General features: G+C 53.5%; 25 protein-coding genes and 1 pseudogene. 12 read left to right on the top strand and 14 right to left on the bottom strand.

All coding sequences use genetic code 11. The features are described 5' to 3' along the window. Window positions 1–228: 228 nt before the first annotated feature. A complete protein-coding gene (gene ddfA / locus AC1XDK_RS29855; protein ID WP_483353663.1) occupies window positions 229–513 on the bottom strand; it encodes a DdfA family disk-determining factor in 285 nt (94 codons plus the stop codon). Between the two features lie 399 nt (window positions 514–912). Here ddfA and AC1XDK_RS29850 point away from each other — a divergent pair, with 399 nt between their 5' ends. The 3 genes from AC1XDK_RS29850 (at window position 913) to AC1XDK_RS29840 (ending at window position 3,378) form a co-directional block, all read left to right on the top strand. Further along, on the top strand, window positions 913–1,692 hold the full coding sequence (locus tag AC1XDK_RS29850) for a DUF7344 domain-containing protein (protein ID WP_483353662.1): 780 nt from the start codon (window positions 913–915) through the stop codon (window positions 1,690–1,692). A gap of 427 nt (window positions 1,693–2,119) precedes the next feature. Then, entirely contained in the window at window positions 2,120–2,530 is a 411-nt protein-coding gene (locus AC1XDK_RS29845) for a hypothetical protein (protein ID WP_483353661.1), read from the top strand. A 128-nt stretch (window positions 2,531–2,658) separates the two neighbouring features. Next, a complete protein-coding gene (locus tag AC1XDK_RS29840) occupies window positions 2,659–3,378 on the top strand; it encodes an FkbM family methyltransferase (RefSeq protein WP_483353660.1) in 720 nt (239 codons plus the stop codon). 447 nt (window positions 3,379–3,825) lie between these two features. On the opposite strand, the gene AC1XDK_RS29835 is transcribed toward AC1XDK_RS29840, so the two are convergent. From AC1XDK_RS29835 to AC1XDK_RS29825, 3 genes are read right to left on the bottom strand one after another with little or no spacing between them, the layout of a single operon-like run. Next, on the bottom strand, window positions 3,826–5,337 hold the full coding sequence (locus AC1XDK_RS29835; protein ID WP_483353659.1) for a cobyric acid synthase: 1,512 nt from the start codon (window positions 5,335–5,337) through the stop codon (window positions 3,826–3,828). Then, the gene (locus AC1XDK_RS29830) at window positions 5,337–6,044 is read right to left on the bottom strand and encodes a cob(I)yrinic acid a,c-diamide adenosyltransferase (protein WP_483353658.1); all 708 of its coding nucleotides are present in this window, start codon (window positions 6,042–6,044) and stop codon (window positions 5,337–5,339) included. Before AC1XDK_RS29830 ends, AC1XDK_RS29835 begins: the two co-directional genes overlap by 1 nt. 2 nt (window positions 6,045–6,046) lie before the next feature. After that, complete coding sequence (locus AC1XDK_RS29825) at window positions 6,047–7,345, bottom strand: cobyrinic acid a,c-diamide synthase (protein ID WP_483353657.1); 1,299 nt, start codon at window positions 7,343–7,345, stop codon at window positions 6,047–6,049. A 163-nt stretch (window positions 7,346–7,508) separates the two neighbouring features. On the opposite strand from AC1XDK_RS29825, the gene AC1XDK_RS29820 reads away from it, so the two are divergent. Next, complete coding sequence (locus tag AC1XDK_RS29820; protein WP_483353656.1) at window positions 7,509–8,594, top strand: PGF-CTERM-anchored ABC transporter substrate-binding protein; 1,086 nt, start codon at window positions 7,509–7,511, stop codon at window positions 8,592–8,594. Between the two features lie 26 nt (window positions 8,595–8,620). Here the strand turns inward: AC1XDK_RS29820 and AC1XDK_RS29815 are convergent, their stop codons facing one another. The 7 genes from AC1XDK_RS29815 to AC1XDK_RS29785 are packed head-to-tail and all read right to left on the bottom strand — an operon-like array spanning window position 8,621 to window position 14,117. Further along, the gene (locus tag AC1XDK_RS29815) at window positions 8,621–9,328 is read right to left on the bottom strand and encodes an adenosylcobinamide amidohydrolase (protein WP_483353655.1); all 708 of its coding nucleotides are present in this window, start codon (window positions 9,326–9,328) and stop codon (window positions 8,621–8,623) included. Then, on the bottom strand, window positions 9,321–10,331 hold the full coding sequence (locus AC1XDK_RS29810; protein WP_483353665.1) for a threonine-phosphate decarboxylase: 1,011 nt from the start codon (window positions 10,329–10,331) through the stop codon (window positions 9,321–9,323). Before AC1XDK_RS29810 ends, AC1XDK_RS29815 begins: the two co-directional genes overlap by 8 nt. After that, on the bottom strand, window positions 10,321–11,322 hold the full coding sequence (cobT, locus tag AC1XDK_RS29805) for a nicotinate mononucleotide-dependent phosphoribosyltransferase CobT (RefSeq protein WP_483353654.1): 1,002 nt from the start codon (window positions 11,320–11,322) through the stop codon (window positions 10,321–10,323). The genes AC1XDK_RS29810 and cobT overlap by 11 nt, the downstream gene beginning before the upstream one ends. Continuing rightward, on the bottom strand, window positions 11,319–11,816 hold the full coding sequence (locus AC1XDK_RS29800; protein WP_483353664.1) for an NTP transferase domain-containing protein: 498 nt from the start codon (window positions 11,814–11,816) through the stop codon (window positions 11,319–11,321). The genes cobT and AC1XDK_RS29800 overlap by 4 nt, the downstream gene beginning before the upstream one ends. 47 nt (window positions 11,817–11,863) lie before the next feature. Continuing rightward, on the bottom strand, window positions 11,864–12,604 hold the full coding sequence (gene cobS / locus AC1XDK_RS29795; RefSeq protein WP_483353653.1) for an adenosylcobinamide-GDP ribazoletransferase: 741 nt from the start codon (window positions 12,602–12,604) through the stop codon (window positions 11,864–11,866). Beyond that, window positions 12,595–13,497, bottom strand: coding sequence for an adenosylcobinamide-phosphate synthase CbiB (cbiB, locus tag AC1XDK_RS29790; RefSeq protein ID WP_483353652.1), 903 nt, complete (start codon window positions 13,495–13,497; stop codon window positions 12,595–12,597). The genes cobS and cbiB overlap by 10 nt, the downstream gene beginning before the upstream one ends. Then, a complete protein-coding gene (locus AC1XDK_RS29785; RefSeq protein ID WP_483353651.1) occupies window positions 13,494–14,117 on the bottom strand; it encodes an HAD family hydrolase in 624 nt (207 codons plus the stop codon). The genes cbiB and AC1XDK_RS29785 overlap by 4 nt, the downstream gene beginning before the upstream one ends. Window positions 14,118–14,429: 312 nt before the next feature. Between AC1XDK_RS29785 and AC1XDK_RS29780 the strand changes: the two genes are divergently transcribed. The 3 genes from AC1XDK_RS29780 to AC1XDK_RS29770 all read left to right on the top strand — a co-directional run bounded on the left by AC1XDK_RS29780 (window position 14,430) and on the right by AC1XDK_RS29770 (window position 16,036). Beyond that, window positions 14,430–14,810: a hypothetical protein gene (locus AC1XDK_RS29780; RefSeq protein WP_483353650.1), complete on the top strand. Its 381-nt coding sequence runs from the start codon at window positions 14,430–14,432 to the stop codon at window positions 14,808–14,810. A 392-nt stretch (window positions 14,811–15,202) separates the two neighbouring features. After that, on the top strand, window positions 15,203–15,526 hold the full coding sequence (locus AC1XDK_RS29775) for a hypothetical protein (RefSeq protein WP_483353649.1): 324 nt from the start codon (window positions 15,203–15,205) through the stop codon (window positions 15,524–15,526). Continuing rightward, a complete protein-coding gene (locus AC1XDK_RS29770; protein ID WP_483353648.1) occupies window positions 15,527–16,036 on the top strand; it encodes a PIN domain-containing protein in 510 nt (169 codons plus the stop codon). 101 nt (window positions 16,037–16,137) lie between these two features. Here the strand turns inward: AC1XDK_RS29770 and AC1XDK_RS29765 are convergent, their stop codons facing one another. Together AC1XDK_RS29765 and AC1XDK_RS29760 are read right to left on the bottom strand one after the other, a co-directional pair. Beyond that, window positions 16,138–16,707 carry a hypothetical protein gene (locus AC1XDK_RS29765; protein WP_483353647.1) on the bottom strand — a complete coding sequence of 190 codons (570 nt, stop codon included), beginning with the start codon at window positions 16,705–16,707 and terminating at the stop codon, window positions 16,138–16,140. Window positions 16,708–16,999: 292 nt separating this feature from the next. Continuing rightward, window positions 17,000–17,260: pseudogene (locus tag AC1XDK_RS29760) on the bottom strand (anion permease); the annotation flags it as partial. A 179-nt stretch (window positions 17,261–17,439) separates the two neighbouring features. On the opposite strand from AC1XDK_RS29760, the gene AC1XDK_RS29755 reads away from it, so the two are divergent. The 5 genes from AC1XDK_RS29755 (at window position 17,440) to AC1XDK_RS29735 (ending at window position 21,789) form a co-directional block, all read left to right on the top strand. Then, window positions 17,440–18,012 carry a metal-dependent hydrolase gene (locus AC1XDK_RS29755; RefSeq protein WP_483353646.1) on the top strand — a complete coding sequence of 191 codons (573 nt, stop codon included), beginning with the start codon at window positions 17,440–17,442 and terminating at the stop codon, window positions 18,010–18,012. Window positions 18,013–18,208: 196 nt separating this feature from the next. Then, complete coding sequence (locus AC1XDK_RS29750; protein ID WP_483353645.1) at window positions 18,209–18,349, top strand: hypothetical protein; 141 nt, start codon at window positions 18,209–18,211, stop codon at window positions 18,347–18,349. 260 nt (window positions 18,350–18,609) lie between these two features. After that, window positions 18,610–19,605: a PrsW family intramembrane metalloprotease gene (locus AC1XDK_RS29745; protein ID WP_483353644.1), complete on the top strand. Its 996-nt coding sequence runs from the start codon at window positions 18,610–18,612 to the stop codon at window positions 19,603–19,605. A gap of 229 nt (window positions 19,606–19,834) precedes the next feature. Further along, window positions 19,835–21,205 carry a sodium:calcium antiporter gene (locus AC1XDK_RS29740; RefSeq protein ID WP_483353643.1) on the top strand — a complete coding sequence of 457 codons (1,371 nt, stop codon included), beginning with the start codon at window positions 19,835–19,837 and terminating at the stop codon, window positions 21,203–21,205. 62 nt (window positions 21,206–21,267) lie between these two features. Further along, window positions 21,268–21,789, top strand: coding sequence for an SHOCT domain-containing protein (locus AC1XDK_RS29735; protein WP_483353642.1), 522 nt, complete (start codon window positions 21,268–21,270; stop codon window positions 21,787–21,789). 352 nt (window positions 21,790–22,141) lie between these two features. On the opposite strand, the gene AC1XDK_RS29730 is transcribed toward AC1XDK_RS29735, so the two are convergent. After that, window positions 22,142–22,950, bottom strand: an 809-nt coding sequence (locus AC1XDK_RS29730; protein WP_483353641.1) for a diacylglycerol/lipid kinase family protein, incomplete at its 5' end; no start/stop codon positions are given.

The raw sequence follows: 22,950 nt of genomic DNA, 5'->3' as shown, positions 1-22,950 counted from the left end.
AACAGCGATTGACACTGCTCTCGAGCAACTTTCGGTCCCAAAAGTGAGTAGCTACTTCTAACGGCTACTATAGTTGCCATCGATTCGTCTGGTGTTCGCTCTGAGCAGTTTTATTTTCTCTGGGTAGCCAACGTAGACGCGGTTTGATCGAAGCTATGGACAGATAGTAGCGAATGCTGCGGTCCATAGCATGCGAAGCATCGCCGCTCACTCTAATCCGTTGTGCATCTATCGCTCTTCGGAGTCAAGCTCAACAGCACCCTCACTTGACACAGTCACCCAGTAGCCTGCATACTGAAACGAGACTTTGCCAACTGGACGCGGCGACCCATCCGCTCTCGGCGCAAAGAGTGCATCAAGTGCCTCCGGATCAATCGCATCGTACAGCGGTCCGAGATCCTCTATTGATTGCTCGGTGGATTCTGCAATTGCAGTGAGGATTTGGTTGGTGAGTGAACGAGATGTATTATCCGTTGATGTCACATTCCCGATTGGGGTTGACTCCGTTTTCATTAGTTCCTCCCACAAGAACAGGAGCCCTGATATCGCAAGGGATTATTCTACGTGCTGTTCTTGACGACTCGGTAAACTGGAGCGATGCTTAAGAAACTAGTTGACTAGTTCTGTACACCACCGATCAGAATTATACATCAAAAATGACTCGGTTTTTCATCAGTGAGATTTCTCACAGCTCGATGGACCGGTTCATTTCCAGCAGTGTTTTACGCTGATCGTTGCCGTGATAATGACCGGTTTGACCCCACGATACGTCCAAGGTCGATCGCGACTTGGGGATTAGAGATCCAGACAGTTCTCACTCCCTAATAGTCTACCAACCACGGTACTCACCACAAGAACGCTCTGCATTTAGCCCCTGGACCTATATCGACTCCAAAAAATAGAAATGGACTAATGGATACCACGTATCGCGTAAACGAACGAAAGAAGCATAGGCCGATGTTTATTGCAGTCGGAACCCGCCGTCGACGGGCAATCCTCGCAACCCTGAATAACGAAACTGCACCACTATCCGAACAAGAGCTCGCACTCACGCTTGCGAGAAGCGAAGAGGAAATCCCAGGCGCGGACATCCTTCCCGAGAAAGCACAGGAGATTCGTACGGGTCTCTACCACACACACCTGCCACTGTTAGAAGATAGTGGCCTCATCAGTTGGAATCGAGAGGAAGGAAGCATAACGACAACAGATCATGCTGCATTCGAAGACTCCCAGTTTCAGCGGCTCCTTGAGATGAAGAGTACCGAAGTAGACGAAGCACTGTCTGGACTGTCAAACACACACCGACGGCTTCTCATCGCTATCCTTCGAGATACCCAGACATCGATGTCGAAAACAGCGCTTGCGCGAGAAATTCTTCAATGGGAGCAGAGCGACACAGAGCCCACTCAGGAAGCCGTGAATGAACTCTTGATTGCACTGTCTCACATTCACCTGCCGAAGCTTGACGATGCCAATATCATCGAGTACAATTCCGAAACGAAGCGAGCCGCTTACACGAAGCACACTGGGCTCGAAGAACTAATTACATTGATTCAGAGACCAAACAGCCGATTCGTTGAGAGGTTGGATGAGTTCTTCGAGGGATTGTTAACCACGTATATAAACACGAGCAAGAATACGGATGATCCCTTTGGCTGGCCAACATCCTGGAGCGACCCCTATCATGGCTAGATCACCAGAGTTGTGGACATTCATTCTGTCCAATGCACTATTATTCGTTAGTGGGAGTATCTTGCTAGCATTGAGTCTTCTTGCCTATTATCAAAATCCTCATACTACATCATATCGATATTCTACTCTCGGTTTTGGATTCATCGTTCTAGGTGGGCTCGCTAGCCCTGTGTATCGACTGCTGATCCGTCGTGACTACCACTTGAACGCCCACCAACGGCTGCTTCTCCAATCCGGAGAAAACATCTTACTGGCGGTTGGGCTCGGATTGCTTTTTTATGCAATCACGCGTCACAACCCACGCTCACCAAACAGGGATGAATACGAGTCGATCGAGACTAATCTCTATGAGTTTGATGAACACCGATACGATGACTGAAGGGAACGTAGTAAACCATTACAGAAATCGCGTTATCTGTCAATAACGTTGAACGAAAGGCAATCAGGCGATCTGATACTAAATGATCGCTTTGAGCACGCGAAGAACGTCGCACAGACGAACAACGTGTTGGTCACACGATTAGGCTATCGAGAGGTCGCGACCCACTACGGCTGTGCGTACACAAACGACGGCTATCGGGTGATGGAGGAAATGGTCGAGCGTGTACCCGGCGTGACCTACAAGGCGTCGCGAACGTTGTCAATGGACGATGCAATGGGCGTTGGCGGGCATCACATCGAGATTACGTTCGCCTATCCCGACGTAGCCGGGTGGATGCGAGCACACGAAGCCAAACGCGGGAGGGAACGGAGGGCGCTGATTAGAGCGTTGTACTCACGGGGGTTCGCAGAACCCCCTTTCGAACCAAGCCACCACACGAGATTCACACCGCATTGACGTTCATCGCCCCCTTCAGGTTGTCTGTGGCGAAACAGCCATTAAGTAGATGTGCGAGGTTATCATGTAGTTGGTATCAGAGCCGTATCGTTATATCGCGTATCCCCTACTATCTGCTTATCAAAGCCATGGACCGAGATGAAGAGCAGCCGTTCGATAAACCCGTACAAACGACGATCTGCGGCGTCGACGTGCATTTCCGTGTGGCACCAGAGAAAGAACGCCGATTTCGTCCCGACGATGTCGGAATCTATGATGAGATATTTGAGGACATGTTTTCCGAAATGGATAAAGAAGATGTCTTCTTCGATATTGGTGCTCACATTGGCCTCAACAGCTGTGTAATCGGTCGAAGGTACCCTGAGATAGGTATCGTCTGTTTCGAACCTCATCCCCAGACACGAGAGAGACTAGAGACGAACCTTGAATTAAATGGGACTGACGCCCTCGTTATGGATTGTGCCATCTCAAACTCAGATGGGACGATAGCGTTCGACACTCAACACGATACGCCGGGTGGGATGGGCGAAGTTCGTCATTCGGGGCAGGGGAAAGAAACATCAGTTCGAACGCTCGATAGCGTCATTAGGGATGATAGTATCCCATCGCCTACCGTTATCATGTCCGACATCGTTGGCGAAGAAATTAATCTACTCCGTGGCGGTTCAACGGCCTTTTCGTCGCCAACGACGCGGCTGGTATACATCGTAACCCACGACCAGCCATTAGAACGTCTAGGAAGTAGTAAACAGGAAATCGAGGAGCTTCTAAGAAGTTATGGGTTCGACGAGTTAGAATACCTCCGCGATAACTTTCTCAAGGCCAAGAAGTCGGGTCAGTCCGGATAACCGTCAGGGATTGAGTGCAGGCGTTTCGTACAGTCGTGATATCTATCTCGTCTGTATGTAACTTGAAGTCGAGAAGATTCTCATAGCTGATACGCGCCCTCTATTCAGCACCCGATTCGTATCAGTTGTTGAGGGTTTCAACAGGACCACAAATGTGTATGATTCGTCTTCTGTGATTTGTGGATATCGTTGACAGATGAATTTGCGTCAGCGCCAAGTCACTCGTCGCCAAGGGCACTGTCTAGTTAAGCGATTCTGTTGTAGAGTGGCGTTTCACCGTCTCCACTGTGAGTGGCTAACTAATCACTTCGTCTCATCACGACTAGGTTTTCGACGAAGCAGTCGAATCTCGTCGTCTCACGGTGCAGCCGACCTCATTATCAAGAATCAGTCGCTTACGAACAGTGCGAAAACCACGCCAATCGTACCGCTGCCGCTTGGTTTTCCTTATCTAGAAAGTGCCTGCCAATCGATACCGACAAATTCCTGAAATAATGTAGAGATGTTTGCCATGAGAAGATCAGCAGCAGCATCGTAGGGAGACTGAAGCGAATCTCTTTCATCGAGGTATGGTTTACCCGCAGACTGGAACACTGCCTTCACGAGTGCAGTTCGAGCGTTCTCGTTTTTAAAGAGGCCGTGGAGGTACGTTCCGAGGACAGAATCTATCGCGGTACTCCCCTCACCAATCGGTTGCTCGACCGGACGGGTTGCGGAGGTTTGGCCCATGTGAATCTCGTATCCGCGAACCGTCCCTTCCGCTTCGGACAGCAACCCAATTGGGTTTAGTGTTCGAGTTACTCGCTCAACGTGTTTTTCAGTCGTAAACCGCGTTTCGACGGGAAGCAAATCGAAACCACGCACGACATCGTGTTCGTCGGTACCTTCGAGTGCGGCGTTCGTGATTCGTTCGCCAAGCATCTGATAACCACCACAGAGTCCGACGATAGGACCGGAGAAAGTCGCTAACTGCTCGTCGAACCCTGCGTTCCGTAGAGCAAGCAAATCATCGACGGTGTTCTTCGAACCGGGAAGCACAACAGCATCGACGCTGTCGAGACCAGAGTGAAGTGGAAGATATGCAACACGGACACCAGGTTCATTCGCTAGTGGTTCGAGATCGGTGAAATTCGAGATGTGTGGTAACCGTGGAACACCGATCGTGATAGCATGCGAGTCTGGGACGCCGTCATCGTCACCGAAAATCGCCATCTTCTCTTGCTGTGGCAGCGAAACACTGTCCTCCTCCGGGAGACCAGGATCATCATACGGCAACACGCCGAGAATCGGAACCCCCGTTCGATCTTCGATCGCTTCGATACCAGGATCCAACAGCGTCTCATCTCCACGGAATTTCGTAATGATCGCTCCTTGAACACGGTCACGAACATCATCGGACATGAGTTCCAACGTTCCGTACAGACTGGCGAACGCTCCACCACGTTCAATATTTACGAGCAGGAGGATCGACGCGTCCGCAAACCGTGCGGTCTCTACGTTCGCGAGATCTCGATGCTGAAGATTGATTTCAGCGATGCTGCCGGCTCCTTCGGCAACGATAACATCGTGGTGCGCTGCTAATCGTTCGTAGGATTCGACAGCAGCACCTCTGGCCCGCTCCCACTGTGACTCGTAGTACGCTCCAGCAGCAACGTTCTCGACGGCTTTCCCTTGAAGTATGAGTTGGCTTTCGCCATTCCCGCATGGTTTGAGCAGAACGGGATTCATATCTGTCGTCGCCGGAATTCGAGCCGCTCGTGCCTGTACGTACTGTGATACGCCGATTTCGCTCCATTCTCCGTCGGGGGCAACGGCCACCCGAGCGTTGTTGCTCATGTTTTGTGCTTTGAACGGCGCGACCGACACGCCTCGTCGGGCAAGAAGTCGGCACAATCCCGCAGCAACGGTGCTCTTTCCGACGTGGCTTTCCGTCCCCGCGACGAGCACCGTCTCCGTCATCAGTACTCGGTTCCTTTGCGGGCGCGCTGTCCATCGTCGATGGGATGTTTTTCCTTCCTGACGTTGGTGACCAGGTTCGCATGGTCGTAGAGATACTCGGGTTTCAGGTGTCCGCCCGTAAGAACCAACTCCAAATTATCCGGCTTGGATTCGATAAGCTCGATGAGCGATTCTTGGTCGATCAGCTCTCGGTTCACCGCATAGAGGATTTCGTCCAGAATCAGCATGTGAACTCCATCTTCGGGCGACCCGTCGAATGAAAGCGGTTCATCGAGCGACACTTCGCCCGCGGCGTGGACGAGTTCTTCAGCCCGGGCAAATCCGGCCTTGGCTTTGGCGACGTGCTCGTCGTCGTCCGACCCGTCGAGGAATCCATGCCATCCGTAGTTCCCCGTGTTTTCGTACGTGAATCCGGGAAAGTGCTCGATGGCGTTGTACTCCCCACGAACGTCTTCGACGCTTGACGCGCCACCCTTCATGAACTGGAGCATGTGAACGCGATACCCGTGTCCCGCGGCGCGAAAGCCCATCCCCAGTGCGGCAGTGGTCTTTCCCTTACCATCTCCCCACCAGAGTTGAACAAGGCCAAACTCGTCGGGAGCATCGGGTTCGATAGGTCGGGACGTCGGTGTCCGCCCCTTACCGGGCGTTTGTTTCAGCTGTTCGTTACGGTCCGTCTCGGTGGAATTGGAATCGTTTTCTGACATGGTTATAATGAATCGATAAAGGCATCGAACGCGCCACTCGCGGCGTGAGCGTGACAGTACGTGCCGACTGTCTCGAACTCCGTCAATCCGTCATGTCCCCCGCCGATACCAGTCCCTCGTCTCACGTCGAAGGCGAAGGTGGCATCGGACGCGACGTCCGCGCTCGAATAATGAAATTCGTGTCCCTGGATCGTCGTCCCGCTATCGATGCCCAACGACTCCGTGCGGGCACGGAGTTCGACGTGATCAAGTGCTTGGTATCGGTCGTGCATTCGAACGTCGGCAGGGAGGACTCCCGCCATCGAATAGGTTTGCTCGTTCGTCGTGGTGAGTGATTCAGCCAAAATCATTAGACCGCCACACTCACCGAGAATCGGCAGACCATCGCTCGCTCGGTCCGAAAGCGTCGAAAGCGACGGGCTGTCGGCGAGTCGTTCTGCATGGAGTTCCGGATAACCGCCGGGAAGATAGACACCGTCGCAGTCGGGAAGGTCATCACCCGCCGTCGGTGCGAACGTCACAACCTCGGTCCGGGCTTGAAGTCGTTCCATGACAGCAGGATAGATGAAGCGAAATGCTGCATCTTGAGCGACTGCAACACGGCGATTTCGAGCAGGATTCGGTTCCTGCACCGGTAGGCGAGGGGGCTCACGAGCGATATCTAACAGCCGGTTCGCACGAACGTGTACAGCAGCTTCATCGAGCGCGCCGGTATCCACTGTGCGTTCGTCACCCATCTGCAGTCCGAGGTGGCGGTCGGGAATTTCGAGGCCGGATATCGGTGGAATTCGACCGAAATATTCCAACCCATCCGGGAGCGCATTGCGGATTCCTCGTTCGTGACGTCCGCCATGAGCGCGTTGGGCAATGATACCGGCGACATCGATATCTTGACCCACTCGTTCGGCGTACTCTCGAAACCCGAGCGCAGTCGCGGCGACGCTTTCCATTCCGGCACTGGCATCGACGACGAGCACGACCGGAAGGTCCAGGACGTCCGCGACTCGTGCTGTGCTCGACTGGTCCCCGTCGTAGAGTCCCATCACACCTTCGACGACGCAAACGTCGCCATTTCCACGGTCGTAATTTCGTCGTATCCCGTCTTCCCCTTCGAGCCACGTATCGAGTGTGCGAGAGGGTCGCCCCGCAATAGCGGCGTGATGACTCGGGTCGATGAAGTCCGGACCTACTTTTGCGGGTTGAACTGTCTGACCCGTTGCTTCGAGAGCGCGAATAACTGTGAGCGTTGCAACGGTTTTCCCGACGCCAGATGCCGTCCCAGCGATGACGAATCCATTCATTTTCGAGCCATGATCTCTGGTGGTTTGTGCTGCAAGTTCCAACGTTGCACTGTCGGTTGGTAAATCAGGGAGGTTTTCCCGGATGAGGCTGGAGCTAGCCCAGGGTATGAAAGTGAGATTGTGTTAGATAAATATTTATTGGATACGTTCGAAGAGCGGTTACATGCGACAGAAGCTACTACTGATCGGTCTTTTGCTCGTAGCAATGATTGGCGTCCCTCCTGCAGCGACGGCGGCAGGGACCCAGCAATCGAGCTGTTCATTTCCTGTAAGCAAGACAGATGCGACCGGGACGAAGGTCTCGCTCACCGAAGAGCCACAACGAGTCGTCACGCTCTCACCGAGCGCCGCACAGATTATGTGGGAAATCGGGGCAAAGGACAAGGTTGTTGGCGTAACTCAGTATGCGAACTACCTGAAAGGAGCGGAGAAAAAAGCGAACGTGTCCGGTACCGGAGAGTCGTTCGTCAACGTGGAAAAGGTGGTCTCGCTCGAACCGGATCTCGTTCTCGCACCCAACACCGTCTCGAAGGAGACTGTAAAAAAACTCCGTGAGGCGGGACTGACGGTGTACTCGTATCGAAGTGCAACCTCTATCGAGGACGTTTACCGCGATACCACCGTCACCGGCACCCTTGTCGGCGAATGTGGAGGCGCGGAGAAAACCGTCTCGTGGATGAAGGACCGTCTCGATACCGTCCGGAAGGCAGTCGAAGGAGAGCAACAGCCGGACGTCCTCTATCTCTTTTACGGATACACTTCCGGCAAAGGGACGTTCATCGACGAAATCATCCAAACTGCTGGTGGCGATAATGTCGCCGCAAAGGTCGGCATCTCGGGGTACAAACAGATCAGCAAGGAAGTCGTTGTAAAGCAGGACCCCGATTGGATCGTCCTCAACGAACAAGACCCGGCCGTTCCAGACGAAGCTGGATACCGGAACCTAACTGCGGTGCGGAAAAACCGGACGGTCGTGGTTCCCATCGAGTACATGAACCAACCCGCACCGCGAGTAGTCTATGCTATTACGAACCTCACAAAACAGTTCCATCCGGATGCATATGCGGCAGCGAACGCGACCAACACGAACACTACTACTACGTCCGAGACCACCACAGAGACAACAAACGCTTCTGCCACCAGCGAAAAAACAACGACGACAGAATCGAACGGACAACCGGGATTCGGTGTAACCAGCGCTGGCATCGCGATGATCGGTACGCTACTTTTCGTCCGCCGATGGCGGTGAGAGAAAACCAATACGGATAGTCGATTTTAAAGGCGAAACGTTTCGGATTGCACTGCGGTTGTGACGCCATATTCTGCCTCCTCGACTGACGACGGAATCGCCCGTGTCGCATAGCGCGATCGCAGGCTCGCTTGGACAGCGTCGCGGACGCACACCCTCGCTGCTGCGCCGATCGGCGTCCCGCTTCCAGCAAAGGTCTCCCCTTCTCCGTTCGGGTCACACGCAGCGATAACCGCGTCCGTCGTCGTACCAGGAAACCCCGTATCGGCGAGTAACGTTGCTGTTTTCGCTTCGACGGCAACGGACAACAGCGTCGCGAGACTCCCATCGTCGAGGGCGTGGGACGTTCCCAAAATGACGTTCACGGTTCCAACGTCCGAGCCTTCATCCACGGCATCAGTGAGGGGCTTTGTTCCGGTGTTCGAGTCGATAGGAAGCGCTGCAGGATTCGAGATACCGGCAGTGACGACAGCTTCGACCGACCCGCATCGTGCCCCGAAAGCGTGTCGGAGGTCGACTCCAGTGAGGAGTGCCGGACCGGAACGGTCGAACCCCACCTCTGTCCGGCGTTCGTCGATGTAGGCGTCCAAGTCCGTCCGCTCGAATCCCTCCGGAACCGAGATATTGTAGGCGGCGTTCGCATCGGTGAATCCACCGTCCCAACCGCTACTGAGCCATCTAGTTTCGGGGCGAGCTAGTCGAAGCACGTCGTTCCGAATAGTCGTCTCAAACATCGTCGAGCACGTCCAACAGGCGGTCGTTTTCGTCCGGCAAGCGTACTGCCACTCGAAGATGTGAATTGAGACCGCGGAACGTCGTTGCATCGCGGACAGCGACACCCCGCTTACGGGCGGTCCGAACGATTTCGTTGGAGTCGCGCTCACCGACGTCCAACAACAGGAACGGAGCCTCCGAGGGATGGACATCGAACGAACCGGTGAGTGCTTCGCGCATTCTGCTGCGCTCGTGTTGGATACGTTCACGGGTTTTGGCGATAAACTCGGCACATCCCATACTATACGTCCCAACGGCAGTAGCGGGAGTGCCGACCGTCCACGGACGACGGGCGGTTTCGAGTCGCTTCTGGACGGGACCCGTCGTGACCGCGAAGCCAGCACGCAAGCCCGGCAAACCGAACAGCTTCGTCAGCGAGCGAGCGACGACAACGCCCGGCCGTCCCGCCATCGATTCCTGTCCGGTGAAGCCGAGAAACGCCTCGTCCACGAGCAACGGTGTTCCGGCATCTCGGCATCGGTCCGCGTACCGTCGGAGTTCGTCGGCATCGTATAGTTCGCCGGTCGGATTGTTCGGATTACAGACGATGACGAGCGCGTGGTCGGCCGGGTCCGTTTCGAGAATGCGGTCATGGGGAACGAATTTGGGGGTCGCACCTTGGAGGCGTACTTCACGATGATACTCGCCGAAACTGGGGAACGGAACGAGTGCCGAATCGCCCGCCGAAACTGTCGTTTCGATGGTCAGGCGAATCGCGGCAAGGCCTCCCGGCGTCGGAACTACCTTCTCAGGTGTACAGCCGACGTAGTTTCCCGCCGCTGCCCGATACTCGGGGTAGTCGTCCGACGGATACGTTCCGGATAACTCAAGTGCGTCACGATACACGGCTTCCACGCCGGTCGGAATTCGCGGGTTGATATTGGCACTGAAATCGAGCATATCCGGGTCGTCAGAACTCCCGTGGGGAACGCGTTCGACGGTGTCGATGGCGTCACAGTCCATCTGCGTCACCGTTGAGTCGGTCGTACACTTCGATAACGCTGTCTCGGATCGAATCCATATCGACACCTGCTCGGTCAGCGAGCGCGAGCGCACCACCCATTCCAACACCCTCTTTGCCTTCCCCATCGACGTATCGCTGCATCGAGACGTGGTCGTCCTCGTCGAATCCGGGGTCGGTGACTTCGAGGTCGATATCGAGCCTTTCACACGCTCGGGAGAGTGCGACTGTCTCGTCGTTGGCGACGAATGATGTCGTTGCCAATTCAACCGGGTCGTCGATTCCTGCGTGGCGAACAAGCGCCGCCGCCGCGAGCATTTGTGTTCCACCAGCGAGTGTTACGTCGGTTCCAGATTCGAGGGCACCAACAGTGAATCCTGCCACTGTGGCGAGGACCGGGTCACCCATGCTGTTCACTGCGAGAATCGGATCACCGGCCGCTTCGCCACGATCGATGTCGCTTGCGGCTAATGCCTCCGAGACGACGTTTCGTTTGAGGCGAAGTGGGTTGTCCGGAAGTGACGACGAAACGGTGATATCTTCATCCAATGCCGTGAGAACTCCCAAAGCAGTGGTTGTCCCGCCAGGAATCGTCTCGCCGATCATGACTGAATCGTCGGGAATCGCGGCGCCAAACCGTTGTGCTTCCTCATAGATTTCCTGTGCACGTGGAACCGGCTCCGTCTCTCGAACGTCTTCGCCTCCTTGTGCACCAACCGAAACCGTCGGGGTACTCGTCGGGCGTATCAACCCGGCATCGATAACGGTTAGCTCGAACCCGAGTCGTTCCCGAACGGCACGCGTTATGACCGCAGGTGTCGGACAGCCGCTTGGACTGACTGGCACGATCGGCGCCCGAACCGGCCGTCCGTATTCAACGATTTCGACGTCTGCACTCGGCGTATGTGCCATCAGATCCGGGGCTGCACCGGCGGCACTAATTCCGTCGATTTCGGCAGTACGTGTCGTTCCCGCAGCGAGGACGAACCTCATATGAATGCCTCCGCCACGGCCGCGTCGGTCTGTCGGTTCACGTTGACAGCGAGACGTGCATCGTAAGTAATATACGTGGTTTCGGCATCTTCGTTGCCTACGATGTTGAGTCCGGTCGGAGCAAGTTCCCGTCCATCGTGCTCGAACGTCGTGTCGGTTCCTACTCCCAACTGCTGCTTGAGGGCGACGGGTTCACAGACTGTGAACGAACCGCGGTCGTATACGGAAAGAACCCTGTCGATACACTCTCCAGCGAGGAGCGGGAGGTCTGACACAATAGTGAGAATCGGCAATTCGACGCATTCGAGTGCGTACGAGAGGTCTTCGACATACCCGTCCCCGGGCGCATCGATAATGGATAGCGCACGCGAGTCGAGGTGACACCGCGTTTCTGGAGTGTTTGGAGAGACAACTGCATGAACATCATCGATTCGGCTCTCAGCGACGGCGGTGCAGACGCGGTCTACCATCGGTACTCCGTTAATCTCGAACATTGGCTTTTCGACGGATGCGTCGAGTCGTGTTCCTTTGCCGCCGCACATCAAAAGAGCGTCCACATGACCACCCCCACGTGAAGCGCAACTAGTCGGGAGAGTTCGTTTGTCGCCCCGAACACGTCGCCGCTGACGCCGCCGAGCCACGATCGTGCCCACCGACCAATGACGGCAGTAGTGAGCAGACTGGTACCTATCATTACGATACCCACTAGTGGGGGCCACGAAAAAGCTAGTGTCGGAACCGAGACGATGACCGCGACGACGAATCCGCGTGGAGTCTGGTCGATGAGTTGTGAGCCCAATCCCTCGTGTGCAGGCGACCCGAACGCTGCCAACTCCGCCATCCCGAGTTTCGCACTCACCTCCGCAGTGACCACGATGGCGACGATGGCTTCGAGCGGAAGCGCGACTAATCCGACCGCGGCAAGCGAAAGTCCAGCAACGAGGAGGGCAACGGCGAGAAGAGCACCGACGCCAACATCTGTATCTTTCATCACAGTACGGCGTTTCTCCGCTCCGTGTACCGCGGCCGCGTCGCCGAGATCGGCCAGTCCGTCGATGTGATTGATGCCCGTGAGCCCGTACACAGTCACGAGGAACAATGTGGCATCGACAGACGTGGGAAGAGGGAGCAGGAGCGGAACGGCAAGGAGCACACCGATAACGTATCCTGCCAAGGGAAATGCGACCGAACTGCGCCGAAACGCTTCCCATGCGCCTTCGTCGTGTCCTACCGGAAGCCGGCTCAAAAATCCGAGCGCACCACGAACCGCCGTCAGAACCACGCGACCACCCCCGCGATGATGTACGCGAGAAGGCTCGCCCGCCGAACGACACCCACTCCCTGTCTCACATCAGCAGCGGTTGGGAGGTATGCGCAGGGATTGAGCGTATAAACGCCCGGCTTTTCGAAACGGGTGTTGAGTGCTGCGGCAAGGGTCGCCATCGGCCACCCGGAGTTCGGCGACGGGGGTTCGTGGGCCCACGAACGAGCATCTGAAAGGGAACCAATTCCGAGACTGGCGACCGCGATGAGTACGGCGCTGAGTCGTGCTGGAATCCACATCACCGCATCGTCGAGTCGCGCACTCGCCCAGCCGACAGGTTTCGACCGATAACCCAACATGGAGTCAAGCGTGTTAACTGCTTTCACCCACGTCGACACAGCAGCGGCCAACGGAAGCGAAATGGGAGCACAGATGGCGAAGACGAACAGAGATGCCACGAGACCATCGGCCAAGTTCTCAGAGAGGCTTTCGGCAACCGCGCTTCGAACTCTTCCCGGTGAGAATGACGACGCGTCGCGCCCTGCAAGCGCTCGTACCTCCTTTCTGGCAGCCTCGATATTCGTCTCGGTCAATTCCGTCACGTCGGTCGCAGTTTCGAGAAGCATCCGCAGGCTCGTTGTCGTGAACAGCACGATGCCAGCAAGAACGGTAGCGACGAATGGATGCACTGCGAGGGCTATCTGAACGAGGACACCGACACCGATGGCAGCTATTGCGGGCAGCCCCAATGCGATTAGGAGGCCGGTCTGTCGAGGATATGACCATTCTCGGTCAGTCGCAGCAATCACTTTCCCGAACCAGACGACGGGATGCACCCGCGTCGGTGGTTCCATGAAGAACCAATCTAGTAAGAGCGCGATCGTGACCGCGAGGACGCCATAGAGAGTCATTCGGGGCACTCCATTTCCCTCGAAATGTCGCTCAGTGTGACGTCATCGAGTAGAATCACGGTGGCTCCCGCGTCGGTTGCCCCTCCATCCGTTTCTGGATCATCACCGATGTGCGTGAGTTTCGAAAGTGGAACCCCGAGACGAGCAGAGATTTCGCGAAACGCACGTTCATCCGGTTTCCGCCATCCACACTCAACGCTACTGACGACGGCATCGAAAACGTCCGGGTTAAGATCGGACTGAGAAAGAGTATGTTGGACGAGTCCCGGGACGCTACAGTTCGAGAGGATTCCGATCGGTCCACATCTTTCTGCGACGGTAACAGCAATTTGAGCCCCTGTTCGTGTTCGAGTCGGAGTTTTGAACGCATCAAGGAGTGCTGCTCGAACGACCGAGCGTGAGACGTCTCTGTTGCGACTCTCCAGTCCCACTTTCACGTGGTCGACGAGCGAGAGTTCTGCACCCGGGGAAACATCGAGATGAGGGGTTGTATAGACATGCTTCCAGTCAGACGGGATGGAAACATCTCGCTCGGAGAGTGCAGTCGCAACAGCCCGTGCAGGGTCATCTGGCGGTGTGACTTCGACGAGCGTCCCGAAGAGGTCGAACGAAACTGCCACGACTGCACTATATGTAGACCATCTATTTGAATGCGGAGGAACTCCCCGTCTTTGAGGACATCTCGATCGGTCATCTCCCACGCTTATATTACCAAGACCTCCCGCACCATTTCTAATATTTCACCGGGGTCGAAGTTTTCTGGAGCTGCTTTTCGACGAATTAGGAACGATGGATCGTGCTGCTGAGTGCGAACGTCGGTATCTCGGCTGATCAATCTCGTACGTGATTACGAGACTGAAGAAAGTGTTGACGACGAATCGCCAAACCTCGCCGCAGAAGCCTCGAATGCAGGTCGCCAGCTCTTCGAGATTGTGCAGCGTTCGGAACAGAACACCGAACTCGTCAACTTCCGCGAGAAACGCTCCGAGAGCCAGCAAGTCGAAGACAAGTACCTGAATGTCCTCGAGCACGCGAAGAACGTCGCCAAGACAAACGATGTGATGGTCGCACGACTCGGGTATCGGGAAGTTGCGACGCATTACGGCTGTGCGTACAAGAACGATGGCTACCGGGAGATGGAGGAGATGGCCGAACGTGTGCCCGGCGTAACCTACAAAGAGTCACGGACGTTGTCGATCAACGACGCGATGGGTGTCGGTGGCCACCACATCGAGATCACATTCGCGCACCCTGATCTCGCCGGGTGGATGCGCGCCCACGAAGCTAACGCGGGAGGGAACGGAGGGCGCTGATTATAGTGTTGTAATAACGGGGGTTCACAGAACCCCCGCTCGAACCACACCACCACCCGAGATTCACACCGCACAGCCGGTGAAACATGGTGGTAGTAGTCAGTTGGTTACGGTGGAGTGCGTCTATTTCTGCGAAATGGAGGGGATCGCGCTCGCGATTCCCTCTATTACAACGGTATAATTGAGTCTCTGTTTTCGACAGGGACGTCGCCGACCGTATGGCTACTGGTGAGTACGGCAGTTGCATCGGTCGGCATCGATCGGCTAGAAACCAGCGGGAGGGGGAAAGGTTGTACCGGCCACCGCGGCTGTGGTCGGCATGGCTGGTAGGCGGGACTCCCGTGATGGAATGCGACAACAGAGTTTTCCCGCTCGGCTCACAATGTACACACATGAGTTCGGATACAGGCGAGAAAAAGCGAGTTCAATTCCGTGCTCCCGAGCGGCTTGTCCAGCAGACGGATACGCTCGCCACCGTCTTAGAGACAGACCGGACGACAGTCATTCTCTCGGCACTCCGGAACTATCTTCGCGATGCCGCACACAACGACGAACTCAAACAGGAAATCGCGGAGGCATTCTACGGGGGCGATATTACATTCACGGAGTTGAAGGAACTTGTTGGTCACGAAGAAGCCGCCAACTTCCGGATTCTCAAAGAGCAGCTCGAGGACGAATTCATTGACGAGACCGCCGAGGAGCTCGCTGATTCGTAGATGCAGGTTGTCGCAGACACATCTGCTCTTATGAGCCTCGGCACGGTCGCCGATCACACGTGGAACCCACTCGACCATCTCCTTGCTACCCACACGATCATCGTTCCAACGCTGGTTTTCGATGAGTTAGAGGAGACAGCAGCGTATGATGATGCATCGGGACACGGCGCAAAACAGGTTCTCGATCGGCGGGAGGACTTTGACGAACGAGCTGTTGACCTCGATGAGTCATTCCCACTAGATGATGGCGAGAACGCCGCCGTGACACTCACGAACAAACTCAACGCGACGCAGTTTCTGTGTGACGAGTTCAATCGGCTTGCCCTCATCCATGCGTCACTCGTTGATACTCGGCTTGTGACCACGCCGATGCTGCTTGTTGCCCTCGTGCGAAACGAGATTGTATCACCAGCTGATGCGGAGTCGTTACTCGATGAAATGAGTACGGCACGAAGTTGGTCGAAGAACACCTATGTACAACGTGCTAAAGCCGTCTTGAATAGCCAGTGACTTCCTCGATTCGTTTGGCTAGAATGCAGGCCGCCAGCTCTTCGAGACGGTTCAACGGTCGGAACGATCAATAACTGCGTTTGATAATCTTGAGGAGTGGGCTACAACGAGCTATTCTTGCTACCGGTCTTGTTATTACCCTTTGTTGTGTTGTTAGCTGATTTGTTAGTAGAAGAATTGGTTACTGTCTGCTCAGCTTGAGCAGTCGCCCAAACATCATATGCAACAACTTCATTGAAGAATATATCTGGGTTAGTATCTTCAAAGATGATTTCACCACGCCACATTTCGTTCGGGGCGAGATCATCAATGGATTCAATCTCGGCAAGAGTCGTCTCAAAGTCATCAATGATCTCATCATTCTGGTCTTTTAACCGGGCGTGAGCAGTTACATTACTCAGTGGTGCCCCGTGCTTGTTTTTTACGGTGAAAAAGACACCGAAATTGTCGGAGGTTCTAAGGAGTGAAGACTGAGTGATCATCACCTCTTGACCCATCTTTTCTTCCAAAATATTAGAGTCAATATCGAACCATCCGGGATTTTCGGTATTAACTGGTTCATCGCCCTTGTCCTGTTCATTCGAGTCGCCAGTTAATCCGCCAGTACACCCGGCGAGCGAGATACCTGCCGCGACTACACCTATCGATTGTAGGAGTTTTCGTCGGTTCATGCTGCATCAAAGCACAAGATCCGAATCAGGATTAACCACCAAGTGTGGTATTATCTGTTGTAGTTATGCACAAGGCTTAATGAATTCAAAATGCGTACCGGGATTCATGACTTACTTTCGAAGACAGTAGGATCGCCGATCGTGTTACTAGTCACTAGGATATGTGTCTCGAGAATTTCCGCTAACAACGGTTGTGATATTTGCTGGGTATTCTTTAGTCCAGTCGAATGGATACGACGGCGTGCTTCGTTGGCAACGCGTGAGAACGAAACTCCTCAAAGACCTCCGTTCGTTAGATTGGCGCACTAACTCCCCAAAAGAACGTAATCCCGAGAATAGTCACGATTGAAAGCAGAAGCTGAAGCGGAGCTCCAACTCTTACATAGTCTGTGAATTTGTACCCACCCGGGCCATACACAAACAGGTTCGTTTGGTATCCAACAGGCGTAATGAATGCCGTTGATGCAGCAAAGGTGACTGCAAGAATAAACGCGAACGGATTGCCACCAATATCTCGAGACGCTTCGACAGCGACAGGAATCATCAAGACGACTATCAAATAAAATTCCAATAGTGATATGAGGAGAATATTCGGTCGGATGAATAGCATGGGCTTTGGGGCTGGAATTGCTACTCGCTCGTGATGAGTCCTCCAAATAATACCAATACCATAGTCGCTTTCAGCACCGATCGATTACAGGATTCCTGTGGGCCTCAGATGGTGACCAAACTATGATGCCGTGGGGGCATGCCGCCTTTGGATACGTCCTATATTCACTCGGGCACCGGCTTGTAACACGCAAACCACCAGCGGGGTTCGGAGTCGTCCTCGCAGTATTATTTGGCACTCAATTGCCGGATCTCGTGGATAAAACATTGTCGTGGGGACTACACCTTTTTCCGCAGGGATATTCAGTCGCCCATTCAATCTTGATTGCGATACCGGTTGGACTTCTTGTTCTCGGAGTAGCGACCATTAAAAGCCGATTCAAGCTTGGCGTTGCGTTCACTGTTGGCTACTGGTCACATCTTCTCGGGGATGCAATCTTGGCAGTTCCAAAATCTGGTGTGACGCCAAGTGATCGACTACTCTGGCCGATCGTCACTCTTCCACCATACGGGCATGAAACATCACTGTTCGGACGAGTTAATCGGGTCTTTAGTGAGTTCTTCGATGAAATGCTGACTCCAGAACATTTTATTTTTCTTGCGATTTACTCGATTCCCTACCTTCTGGCATTCCTGCTCTGGATAGTCGATGGGGCACCAGGCATTCCACGTGTCCGCCAAACAGATAATAGCTAGATATTAGCCTAGAGCGGGAGTTCCTATTTCACTCAGAAGACTATATAGGGTTGATTTTTTTGCTGTCATGCCAACCGATTTACTACGATCACACGCATAGCGCTAAGTATGACTACTCGGCGTCAACTGCTTAGTGCAACCGGATTGCTCATTGGCAGCCTCTCTGGCTGTGCGCGATTTGGCGGAGGCGGTGAAGGTGGAGAAGGAGGCGAAAATGGCGAAGGAGGACAAGGAGGGGAAAATGGTGAAGATGGAGGTGGAGAAGAAAACGGCGAAGGAGGCGGCAATGGAGGTGAGGACGGATAGAACTTCACAGATCGGATTTGAAAACGGTTAGCGAAACACCGACCAAACACCCAAAATAGCGGCTAATTTCCTCGGCATCAGGATCAAGAAAGGGACAACATGGCGGTAACTATACCACGAACTCCGCATCGATCGCGAGGGGGGTACTATGGAGTCCACTGCCACTTATATGGTCGCAGTACCGACGAAAAGTGTGCCGTTGGTACATGCCCTACATCAAAAAGACTATTTATTCAAAATAGTACAATACTCCGAACTATTTTATCCCCTACCTGTGAGAGGATAGATATTATGGAGAAGAAGGGAGATCCAGTAAGTCGAAAAACAGACGATTCAGTCGATCTCTACGGTATCGCGACGTGGGCGCAACGATCGCGTCTTGACTGGGTTGCTACAAAATCGTACGGAGCAATCGTCACAACAGGGCGAGCAGTTGTAATCCTACTCGCTTTGGCGATTCTTCTCGTCCAGGTTGCCTTAGGCGGGTTAGCTGCGCTAACGAATCCATGGATTGGACTGTTCGCTCTCCTCTCTATCGTCCCTGCATTCGCGTTCGCAGTTTATCTCTGGTACGCAGACGTAACGATGTCAGAGCCACTTCCGATACTTGTTGGTACATTCCTCCTCGGCTTACTATTCGCTGGATTTGCAGCGATTTTCAACTCCTATACGGAACCAATCTTCAGCCAGATCCCCGTCGTTGGAATGGTGATTTTCTTCTATCTCATCGTTGCTCCCGTTGAAGAGACGGTAAAGTGGTTGGCTGTTCGACTATTTGCCTACAGAAGCGACAAGTTCAACGCCGTAATCGACGGAGCAGTTTACGGTGCGATGGCTGGCCTTGGGTTTGCGACTATCGAGAACGCAATCTATATCAGCCAAGAAGTTCTCAAGTCCTCAAGTCCCGACATCTTGTTACGAGCTGGGGAAACTGCAGTCGTTCGACTGTTCGCCGGACCTGGCCACGTCATCTACTCTGCGTTCGCAGGGTACTATCTCGGGCTGGCAAAGTTCAACCGTGAAAATTCCGGGCCAATCGTCGTTAAGGGACTACTCATTGCGGCGTTCATCCATGCCACGTACAATACACTCGTCGGGGTCGTGCCAGGACTGATTTCCACGGTCGTTCCTGCTGTCCCACACATGATGGCGTACATCGGGTTCGTAATCGTGTATGACGGGTTTTTCGGCTATTTGCTCTATCGGAAGCTCAACCGGTACCGAGGATTGTACAAAAAGACAAACCAGCAGCCAACAGCCCTGTCAGATGGAGATGGGTATAACTGAGATGAAGAAACAATACACTCAGCAAAGACAAACGACTTTGAGACAGAGTAATGTTTCTCAGGAAGCGGAACAGTAAGATCAATTTGTACCTGTTTTTGCTAACAACCTTCTTGGAGCACGCTGTGGAGACATGCATCGGTAAAACCAGGATCTGTATCGCACGTTGTACACGAACCTAAACGATGCCACAAAAGAAAAGGTAGATGGGTTCGCTTTAATTATCAGATCAATGCGTGACTACCTGAGTCATCCACTTGCTGCCGTCGCTGCCGCTTTGCTCCTGACGATGCCCTTCGTCGGATTATTCGTACTGAACGGCTATCACCTCGATCCAGCATCTACCCCGGAGAATCCACACACAAATATTACTCCCGCATTAGCAGTTCTCGTCGGGGGTCTTGCCATTCTCGGTGCTGCATTTCTGCTTGCCTGGGCCGCTGAAACCGCTGAAAAAGACGTTCCAACCGCCTTTGCGATTGCTGTATTAGCGGTGCTTGCCGTCGCGCCTGAATACGCTGTCGACGCGCTGTACGCCTGGCAAGCAGGAACCAATCCCGGCCCGAGCGAGGCGGCTAACCTTGCGATCGCGAACATGACCGGAGCGAACCGTATCCTTATCGGAATCGGGTGGTCGGGTATCGCCTTGTTTACAATCTATCGGGCAAAGCGTTCCGGCGATTCTGCAGTCAATCAACGTGCTGGGTTGTTCAAAGACGCCGTCAAAATCGATCGCGGAATCTCGCTCGAGATTACATTCCTGCTCGCGGCGACGATATACGCATTTTTCGTCCCGCTTGGCGGTGGTATCGGTATTGTCGACACCCTATTTCTCGTGGGGCTATATGTGGTTTACATCGGAATCATCATTCGTGGTGACGTCGAAGAAAACGAGGCGCACGTTGGTGTCCCAGCATATCTTCAGGAGTATTCCAAGGGTCGGCGTATTGCTATCGTCCTCTTCTTATTCGCGTACTCTGGACTGATCATCTTTGAAGCGGTTCACCCGTTCGCATCAGGCCTTGAGGAACTCGGAACTTCTCTCGGAGTTCCAGCATTCTTCATGATTCAATGGCTCGCACCGCTTGCAAGCGAGAGCCCTGAACTCATCGTCGTCGCCTATCTCGTGAATAAAGCCCGCTCGACGGCCGGTTTCAACGCATTGATTTCTTCGAAGCTCAATCAGTGGACACTGCTCATTGGCACGCTTGCGGTCGTGTACTCTATTGCTGCTGGTCACATCGGGACGCTCGTCTTCGATCAGAAACAGGCCGCCGAAATTTGGATCACTGCCGCTCAGAGTCTCTTTGCACTTGCTATTTTGACGAACTTCGAGATCAGTACCCGTGAGGCCATAGCACTACTCTTGCTGTTCTTCTCGCAGGTCGTCGCAGAATTCTACGTGATTCAAACCACCACGGAGCCTACGACTGCAAATCTCAGTATACTCATCCTCTACATCTATACCGGGATTTACCTAGTGGTCGGTGTCGGATTGTTCATCAAGCGTCGTGAGAGCGTTCAAGAGCTTATCGAGCATACTACCATGAACATCCGTAACGCAATCGGTAGAGGACCGAAGAACCTGGAAAGTGCTGACTAGCCATCCTGAAGACAGCAAGAACATCAAATATACAACGTTGTACACACACTACTGACTACGCAATGGCCCTTCACAAAAACAAGTGGTTGTGGGCATCCATGTTGGGTGCGCTCCTCTCAGGAGGACTGTTACTCGTCGTTGTCGGATATCTCGGACTCGTCGTCTATATCGGGATGGTAAGTGGAACCCCAATCGTCGAGAGCCTCCTCAACATCGCAGTCCCGACAATCATTACCGTCGCCGTCCTCGTCGCGATATTCACGCTCTCCAGTGTTGGTGCTCTCTGGACGATCACCCAGAATGCATCACTCCCCCGAAGCACCCGACTCGGTAACCTCGTTGAGCATCTCGAACACAAATACTCGCCGCTCCAGCCTATCGGTCTATCGGACACGCTCAAACCACCGGAACCATCGGCAGAAGAACAGGCTGAACAAGCCCTTGCAAACCTGAAGCAACAATATGTGAATGGTGAAATCACAGAGCGAGAGTTCGAACAGAAAGTCGATCGTCTTGTCTCGAATGACTCGATCAATGAAGTTCGTGCGAGACGAGAACGACAGCGAGTAGTCGAGGAGGTTTAAGAGAGATACCGTTCGAATCGCGAGTAACGGCCCACACAAGATAGTAAACCAGGCACTGTCTAGATAAGGAAAATCAAGCGACAACGGTACGATTGACGGCGTTTTATACACTACCCGTAAGTGACTGATTCTTGAAAGTGAGATCGGCTGCATCATGAGAAGACTGAATTCGATTGCTTCACCGAAAACCTAGTCATGATGAGACAACGAGATTCGTTAGCCACTCTCGGTAGAGACGTTGAAACGCCACTCTACAACAAAATCGCTTAACTAGACAGTGCCCACTCGACATAGTTACCCAATAGCATACATACTCAAACGAGGTTTTCAGTACTGCCAGTGAAAACAGAGATTACTCTCTGGGAACAGGCGTATACGTTGAACCAATACAGACTGTAAGTGCTTGCGGATGAGTACGCAACAATAGCTCATCATGAGTCTGCTGTTCACCATCGAGACTAAATCTGATCGGCTTACGATCTAACCGTCTGACCTCTACTTGACGCGCTTGTAGGTGATGCACATGCTCGGTGTCTTCGCCGAGCAATCGATGACTCATTACTTCGGCAGCGATATCAGTGGGGGGCATCTGCTCGATGATCACAACTTCAAAGAGACCATCTTCGACATTTGCCTGACCTCCCTCCTTTGCAAAACGGCGGGTGTTCCCAATAAGGACACACAATGCGTCTCCCGACCATGTCGCTTCTTTCTCATCCAAAATCGCCGTGAGGTTGAGATGAAGGCTCTCAAATTCTGTCGCTTCCCGAATGCCCGCAATAATAAATGCAAGCGGGCCAAAGCGCTCTTTCAATTCACTAGAGGTTGCTAAACTAGCTTCGGCAGTCAAACCAGCAATACACGACAGCACGAATGGTTCATCGTCGGCGAAACCAATATCGATAGAACGTCTCTTTCCTGTTTTGAGAACTTCGAACCCTTGGTCGATATCTGTAATACCAATATTTGTCGCAAAGATATTTTTCGTTCCGACCGGGAGCACCCCAAGTGTTACCGAGTCAAGGGCATCTACTTCAGCGAGCCCTTGCACCACCTCATGAAGAGTACCATCGCCTCCAGCAACAGCTATAGTAGCCGTTAGAAATTTCTGCCCGGATAACGTTGAGTGTTCTAATGGACCATCTTGACGATATTTCCGTC

The organism is Haladaptatus sp. HS23 (assembly GCF_056892285.1).
This window is presented reverse-complemented; position numbering and strand designations above follow the sequence as displayed.